Annotated in this window: 26 protein-coding genes; all 26 read right to left on the reverse strand. The window is 61.0% G+C overall.

Annotation, left to right across the window (positions count from 1 at the left end):
- Positions 1-140: 140 nt before the first annotated feature.
- The 26 genes from secY to rpsL all read right to left on the reverse strand — a co-directional run bounded on the left by secY (position 141) and on the right by rpsL (position 15,605).
- Positions 141-1,472 carry a preprotein translocase subunit SecY gene (gene secY / locus ACMDW7_RS16085; protein WP_377302629.1) on the reverse strand — a complete coding sequence of 444 codons (1,332 nt, stop codon included), beginning with the start codon at positions 1,470-1,472 and terminating at the stop codon, positions 141-143.
- A 39-nt stretch (positions 1,473-1,511) separates the two neighbouring features.
- The gene (gene rplO / locus ACMDW7_RS16090) at positions 1,512-1,943 is read right to left on the reverse strand and encodes a 50S ribosomal protein L15 (RefSeq protein ID WP_377302627.1); all 432 of its coding nucleotides are present in this window, start codon (positions 1,941-1,943) and stop codon (positions 1,512-1,514) included.
- Positions 1,944-1,947: 4 nt separating this feature from the next.
- Complete coding sequence (gene rpmD, locus ACMDW7_RS16095; protein WP_054126396.1) at positions 1,948-2,130, reverse strand: 50S ribosomal protein L30; 183 nt, start codon at positions 2,128-2,130, stop codon at positions 1,948-1,950.
- Positions 2,131-2,141: 11 nt separating this feature from the next.
- Complete coding sequence (gene rpsE / locus ACMDW7_RS16100) at positions 2,142-2,660, reverse strand: 30S ribosomal protein S5 (RefSeq protein WP_377302625.1); 519 nt, start codon at positions 2,658-2,660, stop codon at positions 2,142-2,144.
- 10 nt (positions 2,661-2,670) lie between these two features.
- Complete coding sequence (gene rplR / locus ACMDW7_RS16105; RefSeq protein WP_054126398.1) at positions 2,671-3,033, reverse strand: 50S ribosomal protein L18; 363 nt, start codon at positions 3,031-3,033, stop codon at positions 2,671-2,673.
- Positions 3,034-3,045: 12 nt separating this feature from the next.
- Positions 3,046-3,579 (reverse strand): 50S ribosomal protein L6, encoded by a 534-nt coding sequence (rplF, locus tag ACMDW7_RS16110; RefSeq protein WP_377302623.1) that lies wholly within the window; start codon positions 3,577-3,579, stop codon positions 3,046-3,048.
- Between the two features lie 14 nt (positions 3,580-3,593).
- On the reverse strand, positions 3,594-3,989 hold the full coding sequence (gene rpsH, locus ACMDW7_RS16115) for a 30S ribosomal protein S8 (protein ID WP_377302621.1): 396 nt from the start codon (positions 3,987-3,989) through the stop codon (positions 3,594-3,596).
- A gap of 14 nt (positions 3,990-4,003) precedes the next feature.
- Complete coding sequence (gene rpsN, locus ACMDW7_RS16120) at positions 4,004-4,309, reverse strand: 30S ribosomal protein S14 (RefSeq protein WP_054126401.1); 306 nt, start codon at positions 4,307-4,309, stop codon at positions 4,004-4,006.
- A gap of 10 nt (positions 4,310-4,319) precedes the next feature.
- Positions 4,320-4,859: a 50S ribosomal protein L5 gene (gene rplE / locus ACMDW7_RS16125; RefSeq protein WP_377302618.1), complete on the reverse strand. Its 540-nt coding sequence runs from the start codon at positions 4,857-4,859 to the stop codon at positions 4,320-4,322.
- Between the two features lie 11 nt (positions 4,860-4,870).
- The gene (gene rplX, locus ACMDW7_RS16130; RefSeq protein WP_054126402.1) at positions 4,871-5,185 is read right to left on the reverse strand and encodes a 50S ribosomal protein L24; all 315 of its coding nucleotides are present in this window, start codon (positions 5,183-5,185) and stop codon (positions 4,871-4,873) included.
- Between the two features lie 11 nt (positions 5,186-5,196).
- The gene (gene rplN, locus ACMDW7_RS16135; protein ID WP_054126403.1) at positions 5,197-5,565 is read right to left on the reverse strand and encodes a 50S ribosomal protein L14; all 369 of its coding nucleotides are present in this window, start codon (positions 5,563-5,565) and stop codon (positions 5,197-5,199) included.
- Positions 5,566-5,739: 174 nt separating this feature from the next.
- Positions 5,740-6,003, reverse strand: a complete 264-nt coding sequence (gene rpsQ / locus ACMDW7_RS16140) for a 30S ribosomal protein S17 (RefSeq protein WP_377302616.1) — start codon at positions 6,001-6,003, stop codon at positions 5,740-5,742.
- Positions 6,000-6,191: a 50S ribosomal protein L29 gene (rpmC, locus tag ACMDW7_RS16145; protein WP_054126405.1), complete on the reverse strand. Its 192-nt coding sequence runs from the start codon at positions 6,189-6,191 to the stop codon at positions 6,000-6,002. Before rpmC ends, rpsQ begins: the two co-directional genes overlap by 4 nt.
- Position 6,192: 1 nt before the next feature.
- Entirely contained in the window at positions 6,193-6,609 is a 417-nt protein-coding gene (rplP, locus tag ACMDW7_RS16150) for a 50S ribosomal protein L16 (RefSeq protein ID WP_054126406.1), read from the reverse strand.
- A gap of 2 nt (positions 6,610-6,611) precedes the next feature.
- Positions 6,612-7,436: a 30S ribosomal protein S3 gene (rpsC, locus tag ACMDW7_RS16155; protein ID WP_377302613.1), complete on the reverse strand. Its 825-nt coding sequence runs from the start codon at positions 7,434-7,436 to the stop codon at positions 6,612-6,614.
- A gap of 9 nt (positions 7,437-7,445) precedes the next feature.
- On the reverse strand, positions 7,446-7,775 hold the full coding sequence (gene rplV / locus ACMDW7_RS16160; RefSeq protein ID WP_054126408.1) for a 50S ribosomal protein L22: 330 nt from the start codon (positions 7,773-7,775) through the stop codon (positions 7,446-7,448).
- A gap of 12 nt (positions 7,776-7,787) precedes the next feature.
- Positions 7,788-8,063, reverse strand: a complete 276-nt coding sequence (rpsS, locus tag ACMDW7_RS16165; protein ID WP_054126409.1) for a 30S ribosomal protein S19 — start codon at positions 8,061-8,063, stop codon at positions 7,788-7,790.
- A 12-nt stretch (positions 8,064-8,075) separates the two neighbouring features.
- Positions 8,076-8,897, reverse strand: a complete 822-nt coding sequence (gene rplB, locus ACMDW7_RS16170) for a 50S ribosomal protein L2 (RefSeq protein ID WP_377302610.1) — start codon at positions 8,895-8,897, stop codon at positions 8,076-8,078.
- Positions 8,898-9,212 carry a 50S ribosomal protein L23 gene (gene rplW / locus ACMDW7_RS16175; RefSeq protein WP_054126411.1) on the reverse strand — a complete coding sequence of 105 codons (315 nt, stop codon included), beginning with the start codon at positions 9,210-9,212 and terminating at the stop codon, positions 8,898-8,900. It lies immediately after the preceding gene.
- Positions 9,209-9,829, reverse strand: a complete 621-nt coding sequence (gene rplD, locus ACMDW7_RS16180; protein ID WP_054126412.1) for a 50S ribosomal protein L4 — start codon at positions 9,827-9,829, stop codon at positions 9,209-9,211. Before rplD ends, rplW begins: the two co-directional genes overlap by 4 nt.
- A gap of 14 nt (positions 9,830-9,843) precedes the next feature.
- Entirely contained in the window at positions 9,844-10,491 is a 648-nt protein-coding gene (gene rplC, locus ACMDW7_RS16185; protein ID WP_377302608.1) for a 50S ribosomal protein L3, read from the reverse strand.
- A gap of 158 nt (positions 10,492-10,649) precedes the next feature.
- Positions 10,650-10,961, reverse strand: a complete 312-nt coding sequence (rpsJ, locus tag ACMDW7_RS16190) for a 30S ribosomal protein S10 (protein ID WP_054126414.1) — start codon at positions 10,959-10,961, stop codon at positions 10,650-10,652.
- A gap of 166 nt (positions 10,962-11,127) precedes the next feature.
- Complete coding sequence (gene tuf / locus ACMDW7_RS16195; protein WP_377304296.1) at positions 11,128-12,318, reverse strand: elongation factor Tu; 1,191 nt, start codon at positions 12,316-12,318, stop codon at positions 11,128-11,130.
- A 77-nt stretch (positions 12,319-12,395) separates the two neighbouring features.
- The gene (fusA, locus tag ACMDW7_RS16200; RefSeq protein WP_377304298.1) at positions 12,396-14,501 is read right to left on the reverse strand and encodes an elongation factor G; all 2,106 of its coding nucleotides are present in this window, start codon (positions 14,499-14,501) and stop codon (positions 12,396-12,398) included.
- Between the two features lie 117 nt (positions 14,502-14,618).
- Positions 14,619-15,086 (reverse strand): 30S ribosomal protein S7, encoded by a 468-nt coding sequence (gene rpsG, locus ACMDW7_RS16205; RefSeq protein ID WP_054124792.1) that lies wholly within the window; start codon positions 15,084-15,086, stop codon positions 14,619-14,621.
- 117 nt (positions 15,087-15,203) lie between these two features.
- On the reverse strand, positions 15,204-15,605 hold the full coding sequence (gene rpsL, locus ACMDW7_RS16210) for a 30S ribosomal protein S12 (RefSeq protein WP_377304300.1): 402 nt from the start codon (positions 15,603-15,605) through the stop codon (positions 15,204-15,206).
- Positions 15,606-15,839 lie beyond the last annotated feature (234 nt).

The following is a 15,839-nucleotide window of genomic DNA, read 5'->3' on the forward strand; positions in this document are numbered from 1 at the left end:
GGGGGAGCGCTTAAGCCCCTACCTTGCCCCCTGCTTGCCTCGTCCAGTCGGTGTCCTGTGGAACTCCGTCCTAGAGGGGCATCCAGGAGATCTTCAACGATCTCCTCAAATTCCTGGTACCGATCTTGGCCCACCGATACTCAGCGCACCGGCAGATTCATTCCCTTGAAGTTCGCTTTCTTCAGCAGCGACTCGTACTGATGGCTCATGATGTACGCCTGAACAGCGGCCATGAAATCCATGGTGACGACCACAATGATCAGTAGCGACGTGCCACCGAAGTAGAAGGGAACCGAAAACCGCATGTGCAAGAACTCAGGAATCAAGCACACGGCGGTGATATAGACCGCGCCAACCAACGTCAGGCGCATAAGAATCTTGTCGATGTATCGAGCCGTCTGGTCCCCCGGCCGAATGCCAGGAACGAACGCACCGCTCTTCTTCAGATTGTCCGCAGTCTCTCGGCTATTGAAAACCAGCGCGGTGTAGAAGAAGCAGAAGAACACAATCATTGCCGCATACAACGATATGTATAGCGGCTGCCCCGGGGACAAGGACGCAGCGAGATCCTTGAGGAACCGGCCGGTTTCGCCCCCGGACACAAACCAGCTCGTCAGGGTGGCCGGAAAGAGAATGATCGACGACGCAAAGATGGGCGGAATCACGCCGGACATGTTGAGCTTCAGCGGCAAGTGTGATGACTGGCCACCGTAGACCTTGTTCCCCACCTGACGCTTTGCGTAGTTGACCAGTATGCGGCGCTGGCCCTTCTCGACAAAAACGACCAGAGCCGTCACCACGACCACGAGGGCAATGATGAACAGCGCGACAAAGATATTCAGCGAGCCCTTGTTGATGAGCTCGAAGAACTGCGCCAGCGCACCAGGTAGCCCCGCAACGATACCGGCGGTGATCAGAATCGAGATCCCGTTGCCGAGACCACGCTCTGTGATCTGTTCACCCAGCCACATCAGGAACATCGTTCCTGTGAGCAGCGACACAACACAGGTCAGACGGAACATGAAGCCTGGGTCAATAACCAAGCCTGCCTGAGCTTCCAGCGCCAGCGAAATTCCGATCGCCTGAAACAAGCCCAGCGCGAGCGTCAGATATCTCGTGTACTGCGTGAGCTTGCGCCGACCGGCTTCGCCCTCTTTCTTCAACTGCTCAAGCGTCGGAGAAATCGCGGACATCAACTGAATGATGATCGACGCCGAGATGTAGGGCATCAGCCCCAGCGCGAAAACGGAGAACCGCGAGAGTGCGCCGCCCGAGAACAGATTGAACAAACCAAGAATGCCGCCCTTTTGTTGATCAAAGAGCGAGCGCAGGGTGTCCGGATCGATGCCAGGCACCGGGATGTGTGTCCCGATGCGATAGACGACCAGCGCACCCAAGAGGAACAGCAGCCGCTTGCGGAGATCTCCGAAGCGGCCGGTCTTGGCGAGCGTTGTGCTACTCGAGGTTGCCACGCGGAATCAGCTCCTGGTGCGCAGTTTGAGTTTCAGTAATCAGGCCAGCGAACCGCCAGCAGCCTCAATCGCAGCCCGGGCGCCCTTGGTGGCGAGCAGCCCCTTGAGCGTGACCTTCTTGCTGATCGAACCTGTTGCGATGACCTTTGCCATGCGCGCCAGTTGAGACACCACGCCCGCCTGCTTGAGAACGGACAGATCGACCTCGGCGACGGGCAGCTTGTCGAGATCCGACAGTCGCACTTCGGCGTCGAACTGCTTGTCCAACGAGGTGAAGCCGCGCTTCGGAAGACGGCGCTGCAGCGGCATCTGACCGCCTTCAAAACCAACTTTGTGGAAACCGCCGGCGCGAGACTTCTGGCCTTTGTGACCGCGGCCCGCAGTCTTGCCAAGACCAGAGCCGATACCACGACCAACGCGACGGCGTTCCTTCTTGGAGCCCTCGGCAGGGCTGAGCGTATTGAGCTTCATGGAATCAGCCCTCAACCTTCACGAGATACGCAACCTTGTTGATCATGCCGCGTACAGCGGGCGTGTCCTCAAGTTCACGGGATTGGCGGATCTTCTTTAGACCCAAACCGATGACGGTCTGGCGGTGATCGGCCTTGCAGCCAATCGGAGAACGCACCAGCGTTACCTTCACAGTCTTGTTTGCCATGACTCAACTCCTCAGCTGAGGATCTCTTCGACCGATTTGCCGCGCTTGGCAGCGACTTCGGACGGAGTGGTGCATGCCTGCAGACCATTCAAGGCTGCGCGCACCATGTTGTAGGGATTGGTCGAGCCGTGGCTTTTGGCGACCACATTGCGAACGCCCATCACGTCGAAGATGGCGCGCATTGGACCACCCGCGATCACGCCGGTACCTTCGGGCGCGGGGGACATCGTCACCTCGGAAGCGCCGTGCTTGCCGGTGACCGCGTGGTGCAGGGTGCCGTTCTTCAGCGGGATCTTGACCATCTTGCGGCGCGCTTCTTCCATCGCCTTCTGAACGGCAACAGGCACTTCACGAGACTTGCCCTTACCCATACCGATGCGACCGTCACCGTCGCCCACCACGGTCAGCGCAGCGAAGCCCATGATGCGGCCGCCCTTCACCACCTTGGTGACGCGGTTCACCGCGATCATCTTTTCCTTCAGGCCATCATCGCGCTCTTCGCCGGCGGCCTTCACTTGCATCTTTGCCATCTGTCAGTCCTTAGAACTTGAGACCGGCTTCACGGGCCGCATCGGCCAGCGCCTTGACGCGGCCATGGAAACGGAATCCGGCGCGGTCAAAGGCAACAGCCTCGATGCCGGCGGCCTTGGCGCGCTCGGCAACCTTCTTGCCAACCATTTGCGCAGCGGCCACATTTCCACCCTTACCCTTGCCGCCGAGCGCGGAACGGCTCTCAGCCTCGAGCGTGGATGCAGATACCAACGCCAGCCTGCCATCTTCGGACCAGATGGTCGCGTAGATATGGAGGTTGGAACGATGCACCGTGAGGCGCTTGACACGCAGCTGCGCAATACGCAGGCGGGTCGAACGGGCGCGACGCAGACGAGCTTGCTTCTTGTCCATGTGCGGTTCCCCTTACTTCTTCTTGGTTTCTTTGAGGACAACCACTTCGTCCGCGTAGCGAACGCCCTTGCCCTTGTAGGGCTCAGGCGGACGGTACGCGCGGACTTCCGCGGCTACCTGGCCGACACGCTGGCGATCCGCACCCTTGATCAGGATTTCGGTCTGGGAAGGCGTTTCCACCTTCACGCCTGCAGGCATCTTGTGAACGACCGGGTGAGAGAAACCGAGCTGCAAATCCAGGGAGTCACCCTTGGCTGCGGCACGGAAGCCCACGCCAACCAGAGTGAGCTTGCGCTCGAAGCCCTTGGTCACGCCGGTCACCATATTGCTAGTCAGAGCGCGAAGCGTTCCGGACATGGCCTTGGCTTCACGGGTTTCATCGGCAGCAGCGAAAGAGACGTTGCCGTCCTTGATTTCGATTGCAACACCGGGATGTACGGCCTGAGTCAGGGTACCCAAGGGGCCTTTGACCGTCAGGACACCGTTTGCGAGGGTCGCCTCAGCTCCCTTGGGGAGGGCGACTGGAATACGAGCAACACGAGACACTTCGATATCTCCTGTTAGGCCACGAGGCAGATGACTTCGCCACCCACACCTGAAGCGCGGGCCTTGCGGTCGGTCATCACGCCCTTGGGCGTCGACACGATCGCGATGCCCAGACCGTTCATGACTTGCGGAAGGCTGTCGCGGCCGCGGTAGATGCGCAGACCCGGCTTGGATACGCGCTCGATTCGCTCGATTACCGCGCGCCCGGCGTAGTACTTCAGGCCGATCTCGAGGGTGGACTTGCCGTCCTCTTGCTTGACGCTGTAGCCGTCGATGTAGCCTTCATCGGCCAGCACTTTGGCGATCGCCACCTTCAGCTTGGAAGACGGCATCGTCACATTTGTCCGCTCAACCTGCTGCGCGTTACGGATACGCGTCAGCATGTCGGCGATGGGATCACTCATGCTCATGTCGGAACCCTTCCTTACCAGCTGGCCTTGGTGACGCCGGGGATTTCACCGCGCATGGCGATGTCGCGAATCTGGCCGCGAGACAGGCCAAACTTGCGGAACACGCCACGGGGGCGACCCGTGATGGCGCAGCGTTTGCGCTGGCGCGTGGGATTGGCGTTGCGAGGCAGCTGCTGCAGCTCCAGGCGGGCTGCGTAACGCTCTTCATCGCTCTTGGATTGATCGTCGATCACGGCCTTGAGTGATTCGCGCTTGGAAGCGAACTTCGCCACAAGCTTGGTGCGCTTGGCTTCGCGGTTGATCAGTGCAAGCTTTGCCACTCGCAGCTCCTTAGTTCTTGAACGGGAATCGGAAAGAAGCGAGCAGAGCCTTGGCTTCTTCATCCGTCTTGGCCGTTGTGGTGATGCTGATATTCAGACCGCGCAACGCATCTACCTTGTCGTATTCGATTTCGGGGAAGATGATCTGCTCTTTCATCCCGATGTTGTAGTTGCCACGACCATCGAACGCGCGACCGGAAACACCGCGGAAGTCGCGCACACGCGGGAGCGCAACCGTAACGAAGCGGTCGAGAAACTCGAACATCCGGGCGCCACGCAGAGTGACCATGCAACCAATCGGCATGCCGGCGCGCAGCTTGAAGCCTGCGATTGCCTTTCGAGCTTTGGTCACCACGGGCTTCTGACCGGCAATCTTGGTGAGGTCGGCGGTTGCCGAGTCGATCACCTTCTTGTCGGCCACGGCCTCAGCCAAGCCCATGTTCAGGGTGATCTTGGTGATACGCGGGACTTCCATGACGCTCTTGTAGCCAAACTGCTGCATGAGCGCGGGGACAACCTTGTCGCGATAGTGCTGTTGAAAACGTGCCATGGTCACTCCGCTTAGGCCTTCAGGGCTTCGCCGCTGGACTTGAACACGCGAATCTTCTTGTCACCGTCGAGCTTGATGCCGACACGATCGGCCTTGCCGGTGGCAGGATTGAAGATTGCGACATTGCTCTGGTGGATCGGCATGGTCTTGTCGAGCAGGCCACCCGTGGTACCCGCCATCGGGTTCGGTTTGGTCGCCTTCTTGACGACGTTGACACCCTCTACAACAAGATGATCGGCGTCGGTGCGAGAAAGCACCACACCACGCTTGCCCTTGTCGCGGCCGGTCAGAACGATGACCTCGTCACCTTTGCGCAGTTTGTTCATCGCGCAGCTCCTTAGAGAACCTCGGGCGCGAGCGACACGATCTTCATAAAGCGCTCGGTACGCAATTCGCGCGTGACCGGGCCGAAGATGCGCGTGCCGATCGGCTCGAGCTTGGCATTCAAGAGGACGGCTGCGTTGCCATCGAACTTGATCAGGGAACCATCGGGTCGACGCACACCCTTGGCAGTGCGCACCACGACAGCGTTGTAGATCTCACCCTTCTTGACGCGACCGCGAGGCGTCGCATCCTTGACGGTGACTTTGATAATGTCGCCAACCGACGCATAGCGCCGCTTGCTGCCGCCAAGCACCTTGATGCAAAGGACTTCGCGAGCGCCAGTGTTGTCGGCGACTTCCAGCCGACTTTCAGTTTGAATCATGGTGTCGTCTTCCCAACTTGCCTGACTCTGTTGAGCCAGACAGTCTTGGTCCCGTGGTGCGGGTTGATGGCGCTTTGCGCCCAGATCTCCGCACAGCGAGTGCTACGCGAAGCCCTATATTATGTACCGAATCAATGATGCGCGCAAGGGGCCGAGAAGGCCCTCTAGCGCAGATCAGAGCGTACGAGCTGCCTCGACAAGACGTGTCACTACCCAGCTCTTCGTGCGGGACAGCGGACGGCTCTCAGCCACCTCGACAGTGTCTCCCGCCTTGTACTGGTTCGTTTCGTCGTGGGCGTGAACCTTCTTGGACCGGACCATCACCTTGCCGATAACGGGGTGCTTAACCTTGCGCTCGATGAGCACGGTCACGGTCTTGTCCATCTTGTCGCTGACGACCTTGCCGACCAGCGTGCGCTTGACTTTGGTTTCGCTCATTTGGCAGCCTTCTCTCGCATCACGGTCTTCACGCGTGCGATGTCGCGGCGCACCTTTTGCAGCTGGCTGGAGTTGCCCAGCTGCTGCGTGGCCTTCTGCATGCGCAGACCAAATTGGGCCTTCAGCAGGGACTCGAGTTCCTGCTTCAATGCGCCGTCATCCTTGGTTCTCAGTTCAGCGGCTTTCATCTCAGGCCCCAATCTGACGCGTCACGAAAACGCACTGAAGCGGCAGCTTGGCAGCGGCCAGGCGGAATGCCTCGCGCGCCATCTCTTCGCCAACGCCATCCATTTCGTAGAGCACCTTACCCGGCTGAATCTCAGCCACGTAGTACTCCGGGTTGCCCTTACCGTTACCCATACGGACTTCAGCGGGTTTCTGCGAAATCGGCTTGTCCGGGAAAATGCGGATCCAGATGCGGCCGCCACGCTTGATGTGACGGGTCATCGCGCGACGAGCCGCTTCGATCTGACGCGCGGTCAGACGGCCGCGGCCGATCGCCTTGAGTCCGTACTCGCCAAAGGCCACGGTAGCGCCACGAGTGGCAACGCCGGTGTTGCGGCCCTTCTGCTCTTTGCGGTACTTCCTGCGTGCTGGTTGCAGCATGCTTATTCTCCTGCTTTCTTCTCAGCCGGAGCCGCACCCACAGCGGCCTTGCGGACACGCTTGACGGCAGGCTTGGCCGGATCGGCGGCACCTTCGCCAGGTGCACCATCAGCGCGCGGGCGACGGGTCGCCGGGCGACGTGCGGGGCGACGATCTTCCTTCTCAGCTTCGGGCGTGGCAGCGACGGGCGCGTCACCACGACCGAGCGTATCACCCTTGTAGACCCACACCTTGACACCAATGATGCCGTAGGTGGTCAAGGCCTCGGAGGTGCCGTACTCGATGTCGGCGCGCAGGGTGTGCAGGGGCACCCGACCTTCGCGATACCACTCGGTGCGAGCGATTTCGGCGCCATTCAGGCGGCCCGAGCTCATGATCTTGATGCCCTGGGCTCCCAGACGCATGGCGTTCTGCATCGCACGCTTCATGGCGCGACGGAACATGATGCGTTTCTCGAGCTGCTGCGTGATGCTGTCGGCGATCAGCTGTGCATCAACTTCCGGCTTGCGGATTTCCTCGATGTTGACGTGCACAGGCACGCCCATCAACTTCTGCAGATCGGCTTTCAGGGTTTCGATGTCCTCGCCCTTCTTGCCGATAACCACGCCAGGACGAGCCGAGTAGACGGTGATCTTGGCGTTCTTGGCAGGACGCTCGATGAGAACGCGACCAACAGCGGCGTTCTTCAGCTTCTTCTTGAGGTACTCGCGAACCTTGACATCGTCAGCAAGCATGCTGGCGAAGTTGGCGTTGCCGGCGTACCAGCGCGACGCCCAGTTGCGCGAAACGGCAAGGCGAAAACCGGTCGGATGAATCTTCTGTCCCATTGCGGTTCCTTAGTTGCCGACGGTCACGGTGATGTGACAGGTTTGCTTTTCGATGCTGGCGCCGCGACCCTTGGCGCGGGCACGGAAGCGCTTGAGCGAAGCACCCTTGTCGACGTAGATCGTCTTGACCTTCAGCTCGTCGATGTCTGCGCCGTCGTTGTGCTCGGCGTTTGCGATCGCGGACTCCACAACCTTCTTCACAATGAAGGCCGCCTTCTTGGGCGTGAAGGTCAGGATGTTCAGCGCCGCACCGACCGGCTTGCCACGCACCAGGTCAGCGACCAGACGTGCCTTCTGGGCCGAAACCCGCACGCCATGCAGTTTTGCAGTCGTTTCCATGTTTGCGTGTCCTTACTTCTTGGCCTTTTTGTCAGCCGCGTGCCCCTTGAAGGTGCGCGTGGCTGCAAATTCGCCGAGCTTGTGACCCACCATCTGCTCAGTCACATAGACCGGCACATGCTGGCGGCCGTTGTGCACGGCGATCGTGAGGCCGATGAACTCGGGCAACACCGTGGAGCGGCGTGACCAAGTCTTGATCGGCTTCTTGTCCTTATTGGCCACCGCAGCGTCCACCTTCTTGATGAGGTGTGCGTCGCAGAACGGGCCCTTCTTTACGGAACGTGCCATAGCGATGTCCTCTTACTTCTTGCGACGCTGCACGATCATCGAAGTCGTGCGCTTGTTGCGGCGGGTCTTGAAGCCCTTGGTCTTCTGACCCCAGGGGGTCACCGGGGCCTGGGCTTCACCAGTACGACCCTCGCCACCACCGTGCGGGTGATCGATCGGGTTCATGGCCACACCGCGAACGGTCGGACGGATGCCGCGCCAACGCGTCGCGCCAGCCTTGCCGATCTGACGCAGGTTGTTTTCTTCGTTGCCGACCTCGCCGAGCGTTGCACGGCACTCAATGTGCACGCGACGCACCTCACCGGAGCGCAGGCGCACCTGAGCGTAGGAACCTTCGCGAGCCAGCAGAGTCGCCGATGTGCCAGCCGAGCGCGCCAGCTGAGCACCCTTGCCAGGCAGCATCTCGACACAGTGGATCACCGACCCGACCGGAATGTTGCGGATCGGCATGCAGTTGCCCGCACGGATCGGGGCCTCGGAGCCGCTCATCAGCGTGGCGCCAACTGCAACACCCTTGGGGGCGATGATGTAGCGACGCTCACCGTCTGCGTAGCACAGCAGTGCGATGAAGGCCGTGCGGTTCGGGTCATATTCAAGCCGCTCAACCTTGGCCGGGATGCCGTCCTTGTTGCGCTTGAAGTCAATGATCCGGTAGTGCGACTTGTGACCACCGCCCATGTGCCGGGTGGTGATGTGGCCGTTGTTGTTCCGGCCGGACGAGCGCTTCTGAGGCTCGAGCAGCGGAGCGTGCGGTGCGCCCTTGTGCAGGTCGGGGTTGACGACCTTGACTAGGCTGCGGCGGCCAGGCGATGTGGGTTTGACTTTGACCAGCATTTACTTGACCTCCTGCTGGAAGTCGATCTGCTGACCGGGCTTCAAGCACACGTAGGCCTTGCGGATGTTGTTGCGACGACCGATGAAGCGACCGAAGCGCTTGGTCTTGCCGCCGATGTTCAGGATGTTGACCGACTCGACCTGCACCTTAAAGAGCAGCTCGACCGCGGCCTTGACCTCCTGCTTGGTGGCGTCCTGCTGCACGTGGAAAGCCACCTGTTCGTGCTTCTCGGCCACCTGGGTGCTCTTCTCCGAGATCACCGGAGCGAGCAGCACCTTCATCAGGCGCTCGTTGTTGAATGCGGGCGACGTCATGCGAACATCTCCTCGAACTTGGCCACGGCTGCCTTGGTCATGAGCACCTTGTCGAAGTGCACCAGGGCCACCGGGTCGGCCTGCTTGGGCTCAACCACGGCCACGTTGGGCAGGTTGCGCGAGGCCAGGTACAGGTTTTCGTCGAAGCCGTCGGTCACCATCAGCACGGACTCTAGGCCCATACTTTTGATCCGCTGCGCAAGCAGCTTGGTCTTCGGCGCCTCTAGCGTCAGCTCGTCCACCACCACAATGCGACCTTCACGGGCGAGCTGGCTCAGGATCGAGCACATGCCGGCACGGAACATCTTCTTGTTGACCTTGTGGGCGAAGTTTTCGTCGGGCTTGTTCGGGAAGATCCGACCACCACCACGCCACAGCGGCGAGGAGGTCATACCAGCGCGAGCGCGACCGGTACCCTTCTGGCGCCAGGGCTTCTTGGTGGAGTGCTTCACCTCGGCACGCGTGAGCTGGGCACGGTTGCCGCTGCGCGCGTTGGCCTGGAAGGCGACCACGATCTGGTGGATCAGCGGTTCGTTGAAGTCACGGGCAAAGACCACGTCGGATGCGGCAACGTTGCCGGCAGCCTGGCCTTGCGCGTCATAAAGCTTGAGTTCCATCGCTGCAGGCTCCCTTAGGCTTTGACGGCCGGCTTGACGATGATGTGGCCGTTGCGCGCACCGGGGACTGCACCCTTGACGAGCAGCAGACCACGCTCGGCGTCAACGCGAGCCACTTCGAGATTCTGGACGGTGCATTGCACATCGCCCATGTGTCCCGACATGCGCTTGCCCGGGAACACGCGACCCGGATCCTGCGCCATGCCGGTGGAACCGGGCACGTTGTGGCTGCGGGAGTTGCCGTGGGTGGCGCGACCGGAGTTGAAGTTGTGGCGCTTGATGGTGCCGGCGAAGCCTTTACCGATCGTGGTGCCCGTCACATCAACCTTTTCGCCAGCCTTGAACAGACTGTCGAGGCCGATGACTGTACCGGCCGGCATTTCTGCAGCCTTGGCAGCATCGACACGGAATTCGCGGATGATGGAGCCAGCTTGCACGCCAGCCTTGGCGAGGTGACCGGCCAGCGCCTTGCTGACGCGGCTCGCACGACGCTCGCCGTAGGCAACCTGGACGGCGCTGTAGCCGTCGTTGTCGACCGTCTTGACTTGGGTGACGCGGTTGTTGCCCACTTCCAGCACCGTGACGGGCACGGATGCGCCGTCGTCGGTGAAGATGCGGGTCATGCCAACCTTGCGGCCCAACAGACCGAGGGTGGTACCCATTTGTGTTCCTTTCCCGATTTCGATTGACCGGGGCTGATAGGCCTGGGCCGCCACAATGGCAACCCGGCGGGTGCAGTGCTTGATTGGATCAAGACTGCATTTCCCTGAAAACAGGGAAGCCCGCAATTATGTCACGGGCGCTTTTATCTTGGCAAGCCTTACTGGAGCTTGATCTCTACATCCACGCCCGCGGGCAGATCGAGCTTCATCAGGGCATCGACGGTCTTGTCCGTCGGATCCACGATGTCCATCAGGCGCTGGTGGGTGCGGATCTCAAGCTGGTCGCGCGAGGTCTTGTTGACGTGCGGAGAACGCAGGATATCGAAACGCTCGATTCGGGTCGGCAGGGGCACAGGGCCACGGACTACTGCGCCGGTGCGCTTGGCGGTATCGACGATCTCGGCAGCCGACTGGTCGATCAGCTTGTAATCGAAGGCCTTCAGGCGGATGCGGATCTTCTGGTTTTGCATGGGTTTCTCCAAAGAACGGTGCGGCAGGGCCGCGGAAAACAGGGTTGAGAAGGCTTTCCGCTTGTCTGGTGCGGGTTTTCAGGCAGTTTGGCCTGGAAACCCGCATCAGCGCTCGATCTAGCTTCTCAAACTTGGGTGGCGCCCGTGGGCGCCGGGACGGATCGAATTACTCGATGATCTTTGCCACGACGCCGGCGCCCACGGTGCGGCCGCCTTCGCGGATGGCAAAGCGCAGGCCTTCTTCCATGGCGATCGGGGCGATCAGCTTGACGGTGATCGTCACGTTGTCGCCAGGCATCACCATTTCCTTGCCCTCGGGCAGCTCGATGGCGCCGGTGACGTCGGTGGTGCGGAAGTAGAACTGCGGACGGTAGTTGTTGAAGAACGGCGTGTGACGGCCGCCTTCTTCCTTGCTCAGCACGTACACCTCGGCGGTGAAGTGGGTGTGCGGCTTGATGGAGCCCGGCTTGCACAGCACCTGGCCGCGCTCGACGTCTTCACGCTTGGTGCCGCGCAGCAGGATGCCGACGTTGTCACCGGCCTGACCCTGGTCAAGCAGCTTGCGGAACATTTCCACGCCGGTGCAGATGGTCTTCTGGGTGTCCTTCAGACCAACGATCTCGATTTCTTCGCCGACCTTGATGACGCCGCGCTCGACGCGACCAGTCACCACGGTGCCGCGACCGGAGATAGAGAAGACGTCTTCGACGGGCATCAGGAAGGTACCGTCCACAGCGCGCTCGGGCGTGGGGATGTAGCTGTCCAGGGCGTCGGCCAGCTTCATGATGGCGCCTTCGCCCAGCTCGCCCTTGTCACCTTCGAGGGCCAGCTTGGCCGCACCGCGGATGATGGGGGTGTCGTCACCGGGGAAGTCGTACTTGCTGAGCAGCTCGCGCACTTCCATCTCGACGAGCTCAAGCAGCTCGGCGTCGTCGACCATGTCGCACTTGTTCAGGAAGACGATGATGTAGGGCACACCGACCTGACGGGCCAGCAGGATGTGCTCGCGGGTCTGGGGCATGGGGCCGTCAGCAGCCGAGCACACGAGGATGGCGCCGTCCATCTGGGCGGCACCGGTGATCATGTTCTTGACGTAGTCGGCGTGACCCGGGCAATCCACGTGGGCGTAGTGGCGGTTCTGGGTCTCGTACTCGACGTGGGCGGTGTTAATGGTGATGCCGCGCGCCTTCTCTTCGGGCGCCGCGTCGATCTGGTCGTAGGCCTTGGCTTCGCCACCGAACTTGGTGGACAGCACGGTGGTGATCGCAGCCGTCAGCGTGGTCTTGCCGTGGTCCACGTGACCGATCGTGCCCACGTTGACGTGCGGCTTGGTGCGCTCAAACTTGCCTTTTGCCATTTTGAATCTCTCCGAGAATCAGTCTTGATCTTGAACTTGAGGATGACCCGGCGCAACGTGCCGGGCCGGACTTGCAATTACTTGGTCTTGGCCGAAATCACTGCTTCAGCGACGTTCTTGGGCGCTTCGGCGTAGTGCTTGAATTCCATCGTGTAGGTGGCGCGACCCTGCGTCATCGAGCGCAGCGTGGTCGAGTAGCCGAACATTTCCGACAGGGGCACTTCAGCCTTGATGGCCTTGCCGCCGCCGACCATGTCGTCCATGCCCTGCACCATGCCCCGACGGGACGAGAGGTCGCCCATCACGGTGCCGGCGTAGTCTTCGGGCGTTTCCACTTCCACGGCCATCATGGGCTCGAGCAGCACAGGGCTGGCCTTGCGCATGGCGTCCTTGAAGGCCATCGAGGCGGCCATGCGGAACGCGTTTTCATTCGAGTCCACGTCGTGGTAGCTACCGAAGTGCAGCGTGACCTTCACGTCCACCACCGGGAAGCCGGCCAGGATGCCTGCAGGCAGGGTTTCCTGAATGCCCTTGTCCACGGCGGGGATGTACTCACGGGGCACCACGCCGCCCTTGATCGCGTCGACGAACTCGTAGCCCTTGCCACCCGGCTCGAGCGGCTCGAGGTTGATTACCACGTGACCGTACTGACCACGACCGCCGGACTGCTTGACAAACTTGCCTTCGACGTCCATCGCGGCCTTCTTGATGGTCTCGCGATAGGCCACCTGCGGCTTGCCCACGTTGGCTTCCACGCCGAACTCCCGCTTCATGCGGTCGACGATGATTTCCAGGTGCAGCTCACCCATGCCGGCGATGATGGTCTGGCCGGATTCCTCATCCGTGCGAACACGGAACGAAGGATCCTCCGAGGCCAGACGCTGCAGGGCAATGCCCATCTTTTCCTGGTCAGCCTTGGACTTGGGTTCGACGGCCTGTGCAATCACGGGCTCGGGGAACACCATGCGTTCCAGGGTGATGACCGAAGCCGGGTCGCACAGGGTTTCGCCCGTGGTCACTTCCTTCAGGCCCACGCAGGCAGCGATGTCACCGGCGCGGATCTCTTCGATTTCCTCGCGGTTGTTCGCGTGCATCTGCACGATGCGGCCGATGCGCTCCTTCTTGCCCTTGACCGGGTTGTAGACGGTGTCGCCCTTGGAGAGCACACCCGAATACACGCGCACGAAGGTCAGCTGGCCGACGAACGGGTCGGTCATCAGCTTGAATGCCAGCGCAGAGAACTTCTCGCCGTCGTCCGCCTTGCGGTGGGCTTCGTGCTCGTTCTCGTCGGTACCGGCCACGGGCGGGATGTCCACCGGCGAGGGCAGGTAGTCGATCACAGCGTCGAGCATGCGCTGCACGCCCTTGTTCTTGAAGGCGGTGCCGCACAGCATCGGCTGGATTTCGGTGGCGATGGTACGCGTGCGCAGACCCAGCTTGATCTCGGCCTCGGAGAGGTCGCCCTCTTCCAGGTACTTGTTCATGAGATCTTCGCTGGCCTCGGCGGCGGCCTCGACCATCTTCTCGCGCCATTCCTGGGCGGTTGCGACGAGATCGGCCGGGATGTCCTTGTATTCGAACTTCATGCCCTGGGAGGCTTCGTCCCAAATGATCGCCTTCATCTTGAGCAGGTCGACCACGCCGGTGAAGCTGTCTTCGGCACCGATAGGGATCACGATGGGCACAGGGTTGGCCTTCAGGCGCAGCTTCATCTGGTCATAGACCTTGAAGAAGTTCGCGCCCGTGCGGTCCATCTTGTTCACGAAGGCAAGACGGGGCACCTTGTACTTGTTCGCCTGACGCCACACGGTTTCAGACTGGGGCTGCACGCCACCCACGGCGCAATACACCATGCAGGCGCCGTCCAGCACGCGCATGGAACGTTCCACCTCGATGGTGAAGTCCACGTGCCCCGGGGTGTCGATGATGTTGAAGCGGTGCTCCGGATAGGACATGTCCATGCCCTTCCAGAAACAGGTGGTCGCTGCGGAGGTGATGGTGATGCCACGCTCCTGCTCCTGCTCCATCCAGTCCATGGTGGCAGCGCCGTCATGCACTTCGCCGATCTTGTGGTTCACACCCGTGTAGAACAGGATGCGCTCGGTCGTCGTCGTTTTGCCGGCGTCGATGTGGGCGGAGATACCGATGTTGCGGTACCGCTCAATGGGGGTCTTGCGAGCCATGACTCAAACTTTCTTGCGAGGGGAAGGCTGCACAGGATCACCGTGCAGCATGTCTTCCCGGTTACGGACGCTTTGTTTGGGAGCGCGAGGAGGAGCTTGCGCCGATCGCTGTCGCGATCAGAAGCGGAAGTGGCTGAACGCCTTGTTGGCTTCGGCCATGCGGTGAACTTCGTCACGCTTCTTCATGGCACCGCCACGGCCTTCGGCCGCTTCCAGGAGCTCGCCCGCCAGACGCAGGGCCATCGACTTCTCGCCACGCTTCTTGGCCGCTTCGCGAATCCAGCGCATGGACAGCGCCAGACGGCGCACCGGGCGAACTTCCACCGGAACCTGGTAGTTCGCACCGCCCACACGGCGGGATTTCACTTCGACGACCGGCTTGACGTTGTTGATCGCGGTGCCAAAGACCTCCAGCGGGTCCTTGCCCTTGGACTGGATCTGGTCCAGTGCACCGTAGACGATGCTTTCGGCAACAGCCTTCTTGCCGGAGAGCATCACAACGTTCATGAACTTAGCGAGTTCGACGTTCCCGAACTTCGGATCAGGCAGGATCTCGCGCTTGGGAACTTCACGACGACGTGGCATGGGTCTTCCTTTTCATTTCAGTTGAGCCGGGGGACGAACCCCTCACGACGCTCGCGGCAACTCATGTGAGCGGCCACTTACTCGCAACCAGAGCCTGTGGTTGCGCGGGTTGAAAAATTACTTCTTCTTGGCGGCAGCAGCTGCGCCAGCCTTGGGCATCTTGGCACCGTACTTCGAACGGGCCTGCTTGCGATCCTTCACGCCCTGGAGGTCCAGCGAACCACGGACGATGTGGTAGCGCACACCCGGCAAGTCCTTCACACGGCCGCCGCGGATCAGCACGACGCTGTGTTCTTGCAGGTTGTGACCTTCGCCGCCGATGTACGAAATGATTTCGTAGCCGTTCACCAGGCGAACCTTGGCGACCTTGCGCAGGGCGGAGTTGGGCTTCTTGGGGGTGGTCGTGTAGACCTTGGTGCAGACACCGCGCTTTTGCGGGCTGTTCTTCAGCGCCGGGCTCTTGGACTTGATCGTCTCAGAGACTCGGGGCTTCCGAATGAGCTGGTTGATGGTTGGCATTCGCGTTCCGGTTGCGATTGCGGGCCCTTGGGGAGCCCAGGTTGAAAACATGTGCCCGGAGGATGCGAGATCGACTCAACGGACAGCGCGCAAACGCGGAATTGCCAAAGAGCGACTCGGATCCGGATGGCAACAGGCATGAGCCCGCCACGACCTTTTTCCGGGAACCGTAGATTATGGCACCGCAGCAGAGAAAGCGTCAAACACCTGCGCTGGAACCAGCACTCGACCCGC

It is taken from the genome of Piscinibacterium candidicorallinum, from assembly GCF_047549485.1.
Lineage (GTDB): Bacteria > Pseudomonadota > Gammaproteobacteria > Burkholderiales > Burkholderiaceae_C > Piscinibacterium > Piscinibacterium candidicorallinum.

Excerpts from the sequence above, each read along its gene's own strand:
- rpsH (WP_377302621.1), bottom strand. The coding sequence starts at position 3,989 with ATGAGCATGAGTGATCCCATCGCCGACATGCTGACGCGTATCCGTAAC.
- rpsE (WP_377302625.1), bottom strand. The coding sequence starts at position 2,660 with ATGGCAAAGATGCAAGTGAAGGCCGCCGGCGAAGAGCGCGATGATGGC.
- fusA (WP_377304298.1), bottom strand. The coding sequence starts at position 14,501 with ATGGCTCGCAAGACCCCCATTGAGCGGTACCGCAACATCGGTATCTCC.
- rpsQ (WP_377302616.1), bottom strand. The coding sequence starts at position 6,003 with ATGAGCGAAACCAAAGTCAAGCGCACGCTGGTCGGCAAGGTCGTCAGC.
- rplO (WP_377302627.1), bottom strand. The coding sequence starts at position 1,943 with ATGAAGCTCAATACGCTCAGCCCTGCCGAGGGCTCCAAGAAGGAACGC.
- rplN (WP_054126403.1), bottom strand. The coding sequence starts at position 5,565 with ATGATTCAAACTGAAAGTCGGCTGGAAGTCGCCGACAACACTGGCGCT.
- rplP (WP_054126406.1), bottom strand. The coding sequence starts at position 6,609 with ATGCTGCAACCAGCACGCAGGAAGTACCGCAAAGAGCAGAAGGGCCGC.
- rpsL (WP_377304300.1), bottom strand. The coding sequence starts at position 15,605 with ATGCCAACCATCAACCAGCTCATTCGGAAGCCCCGAGTCTCTGAGACG.
- rpmD (WP_054126396.1), bottom strand. The coding sequence starts at position 2,130 with ATGGCAAACAAGACTGTGAAGGTAACGCTGGTGCGTTCTCCGATTGGC.
- rplW (WP_054126411.1), bottom strand. The coding sequence starts at position 9,212 with ATGACGTCGCCCGCATTCAACAACGAGCGCCTGATGAAGGTGCTGCTC.
- rpsS (WP_054126409.1), bottom strand. The coding sequence starts at position 8,063 with ATGGCACGTTCCGTAAAGAAGGGCCCGTTCTGCGACGCACACCTCATC.
- rplX (WP_054126402.1), bottom strand. The coding sequence starts at position 5,185 with ATGAACAAACTGCGCAAAGGTGACGAGGTCATCGTTCTGACCGGCCGC.
- tuf (WP_377304296.1), bottom strand. The coding sequence starts at position 12,318 with ATGGCAAAAGGCAAGTTTGAGCGCACCAAGCCGCACGTCAACGTGGGC.
- rplV (WP_054126408.1), bottom strand. The coding sequence starts at position 7,775 with ATGGAAACGACTGCAAAACTGCATGGCGTGCGGGTTTCGGCCCAGAAG.
- rplC (WP_377302608.1), bottom strand. The coding sequence starts at position 10,491 with ATGGGTACCACCCTCGGTCTGTTGGGCCGCAAGGTTGGCATGACCCGC.
- rplB (WP_377302610.1), bottom strand. The coding sequence starts at position 8,897 with ATGCTGGTCAAAGTCAAACCCACATCGCCTGGCCGCCGCAGCCTAGTC.
- rpsG (WP_054124792.1), bottom strand. The coding sequence starts at position 15,086 with ATGCCACGTCGTCGTGAAGTTCCCAAGCGCGAGATCCTGCCTGATCCG.
- rpsJ (WP_054126414.1), bottom strand. The coding sequence starts at position 10,961 with ATGCAAAACCAGAAGATCCGCATCCGCCTGAAGGCCTTCGATTACAAG.
- rpsC (WP_377302613.1), bottom strand. The coding sequence starts at position 7,436 with ATGGGACAGAAGATTCATCCGACCGGTTTTCGCCTTGCCGTTTCGCGC.
- rpmC (WP_054126405.1), bottom strand. The coding sequence starts at position 6,191 with ATGAAAGCCGCTGAACTGAGAACCAAGGATGACGGCGCATTGAAGCAG.
- rplE (WP_377302618.1), bottom strand. The coding sequence starts at position 4,859 with ATGGCACGTTTTCAACAGCACTATCGCGACAAGGTTGTCCCCGCGCTC.
- rplD (WP_054126412.1), bottom strand. The coding sequence starts at position 9,829 with ATGGAACTCAAGCTTTATGACGCGCAAGGCCAGGCTGCCGGCAACGTT.
- rplR (WP_054126398.1), bottom strand. The coding sequence starts at position 3,033 with ATGGACAAGAAGCAAGCTCGTCTGCGTCGCGCCCGTTCGACCCGCCTG.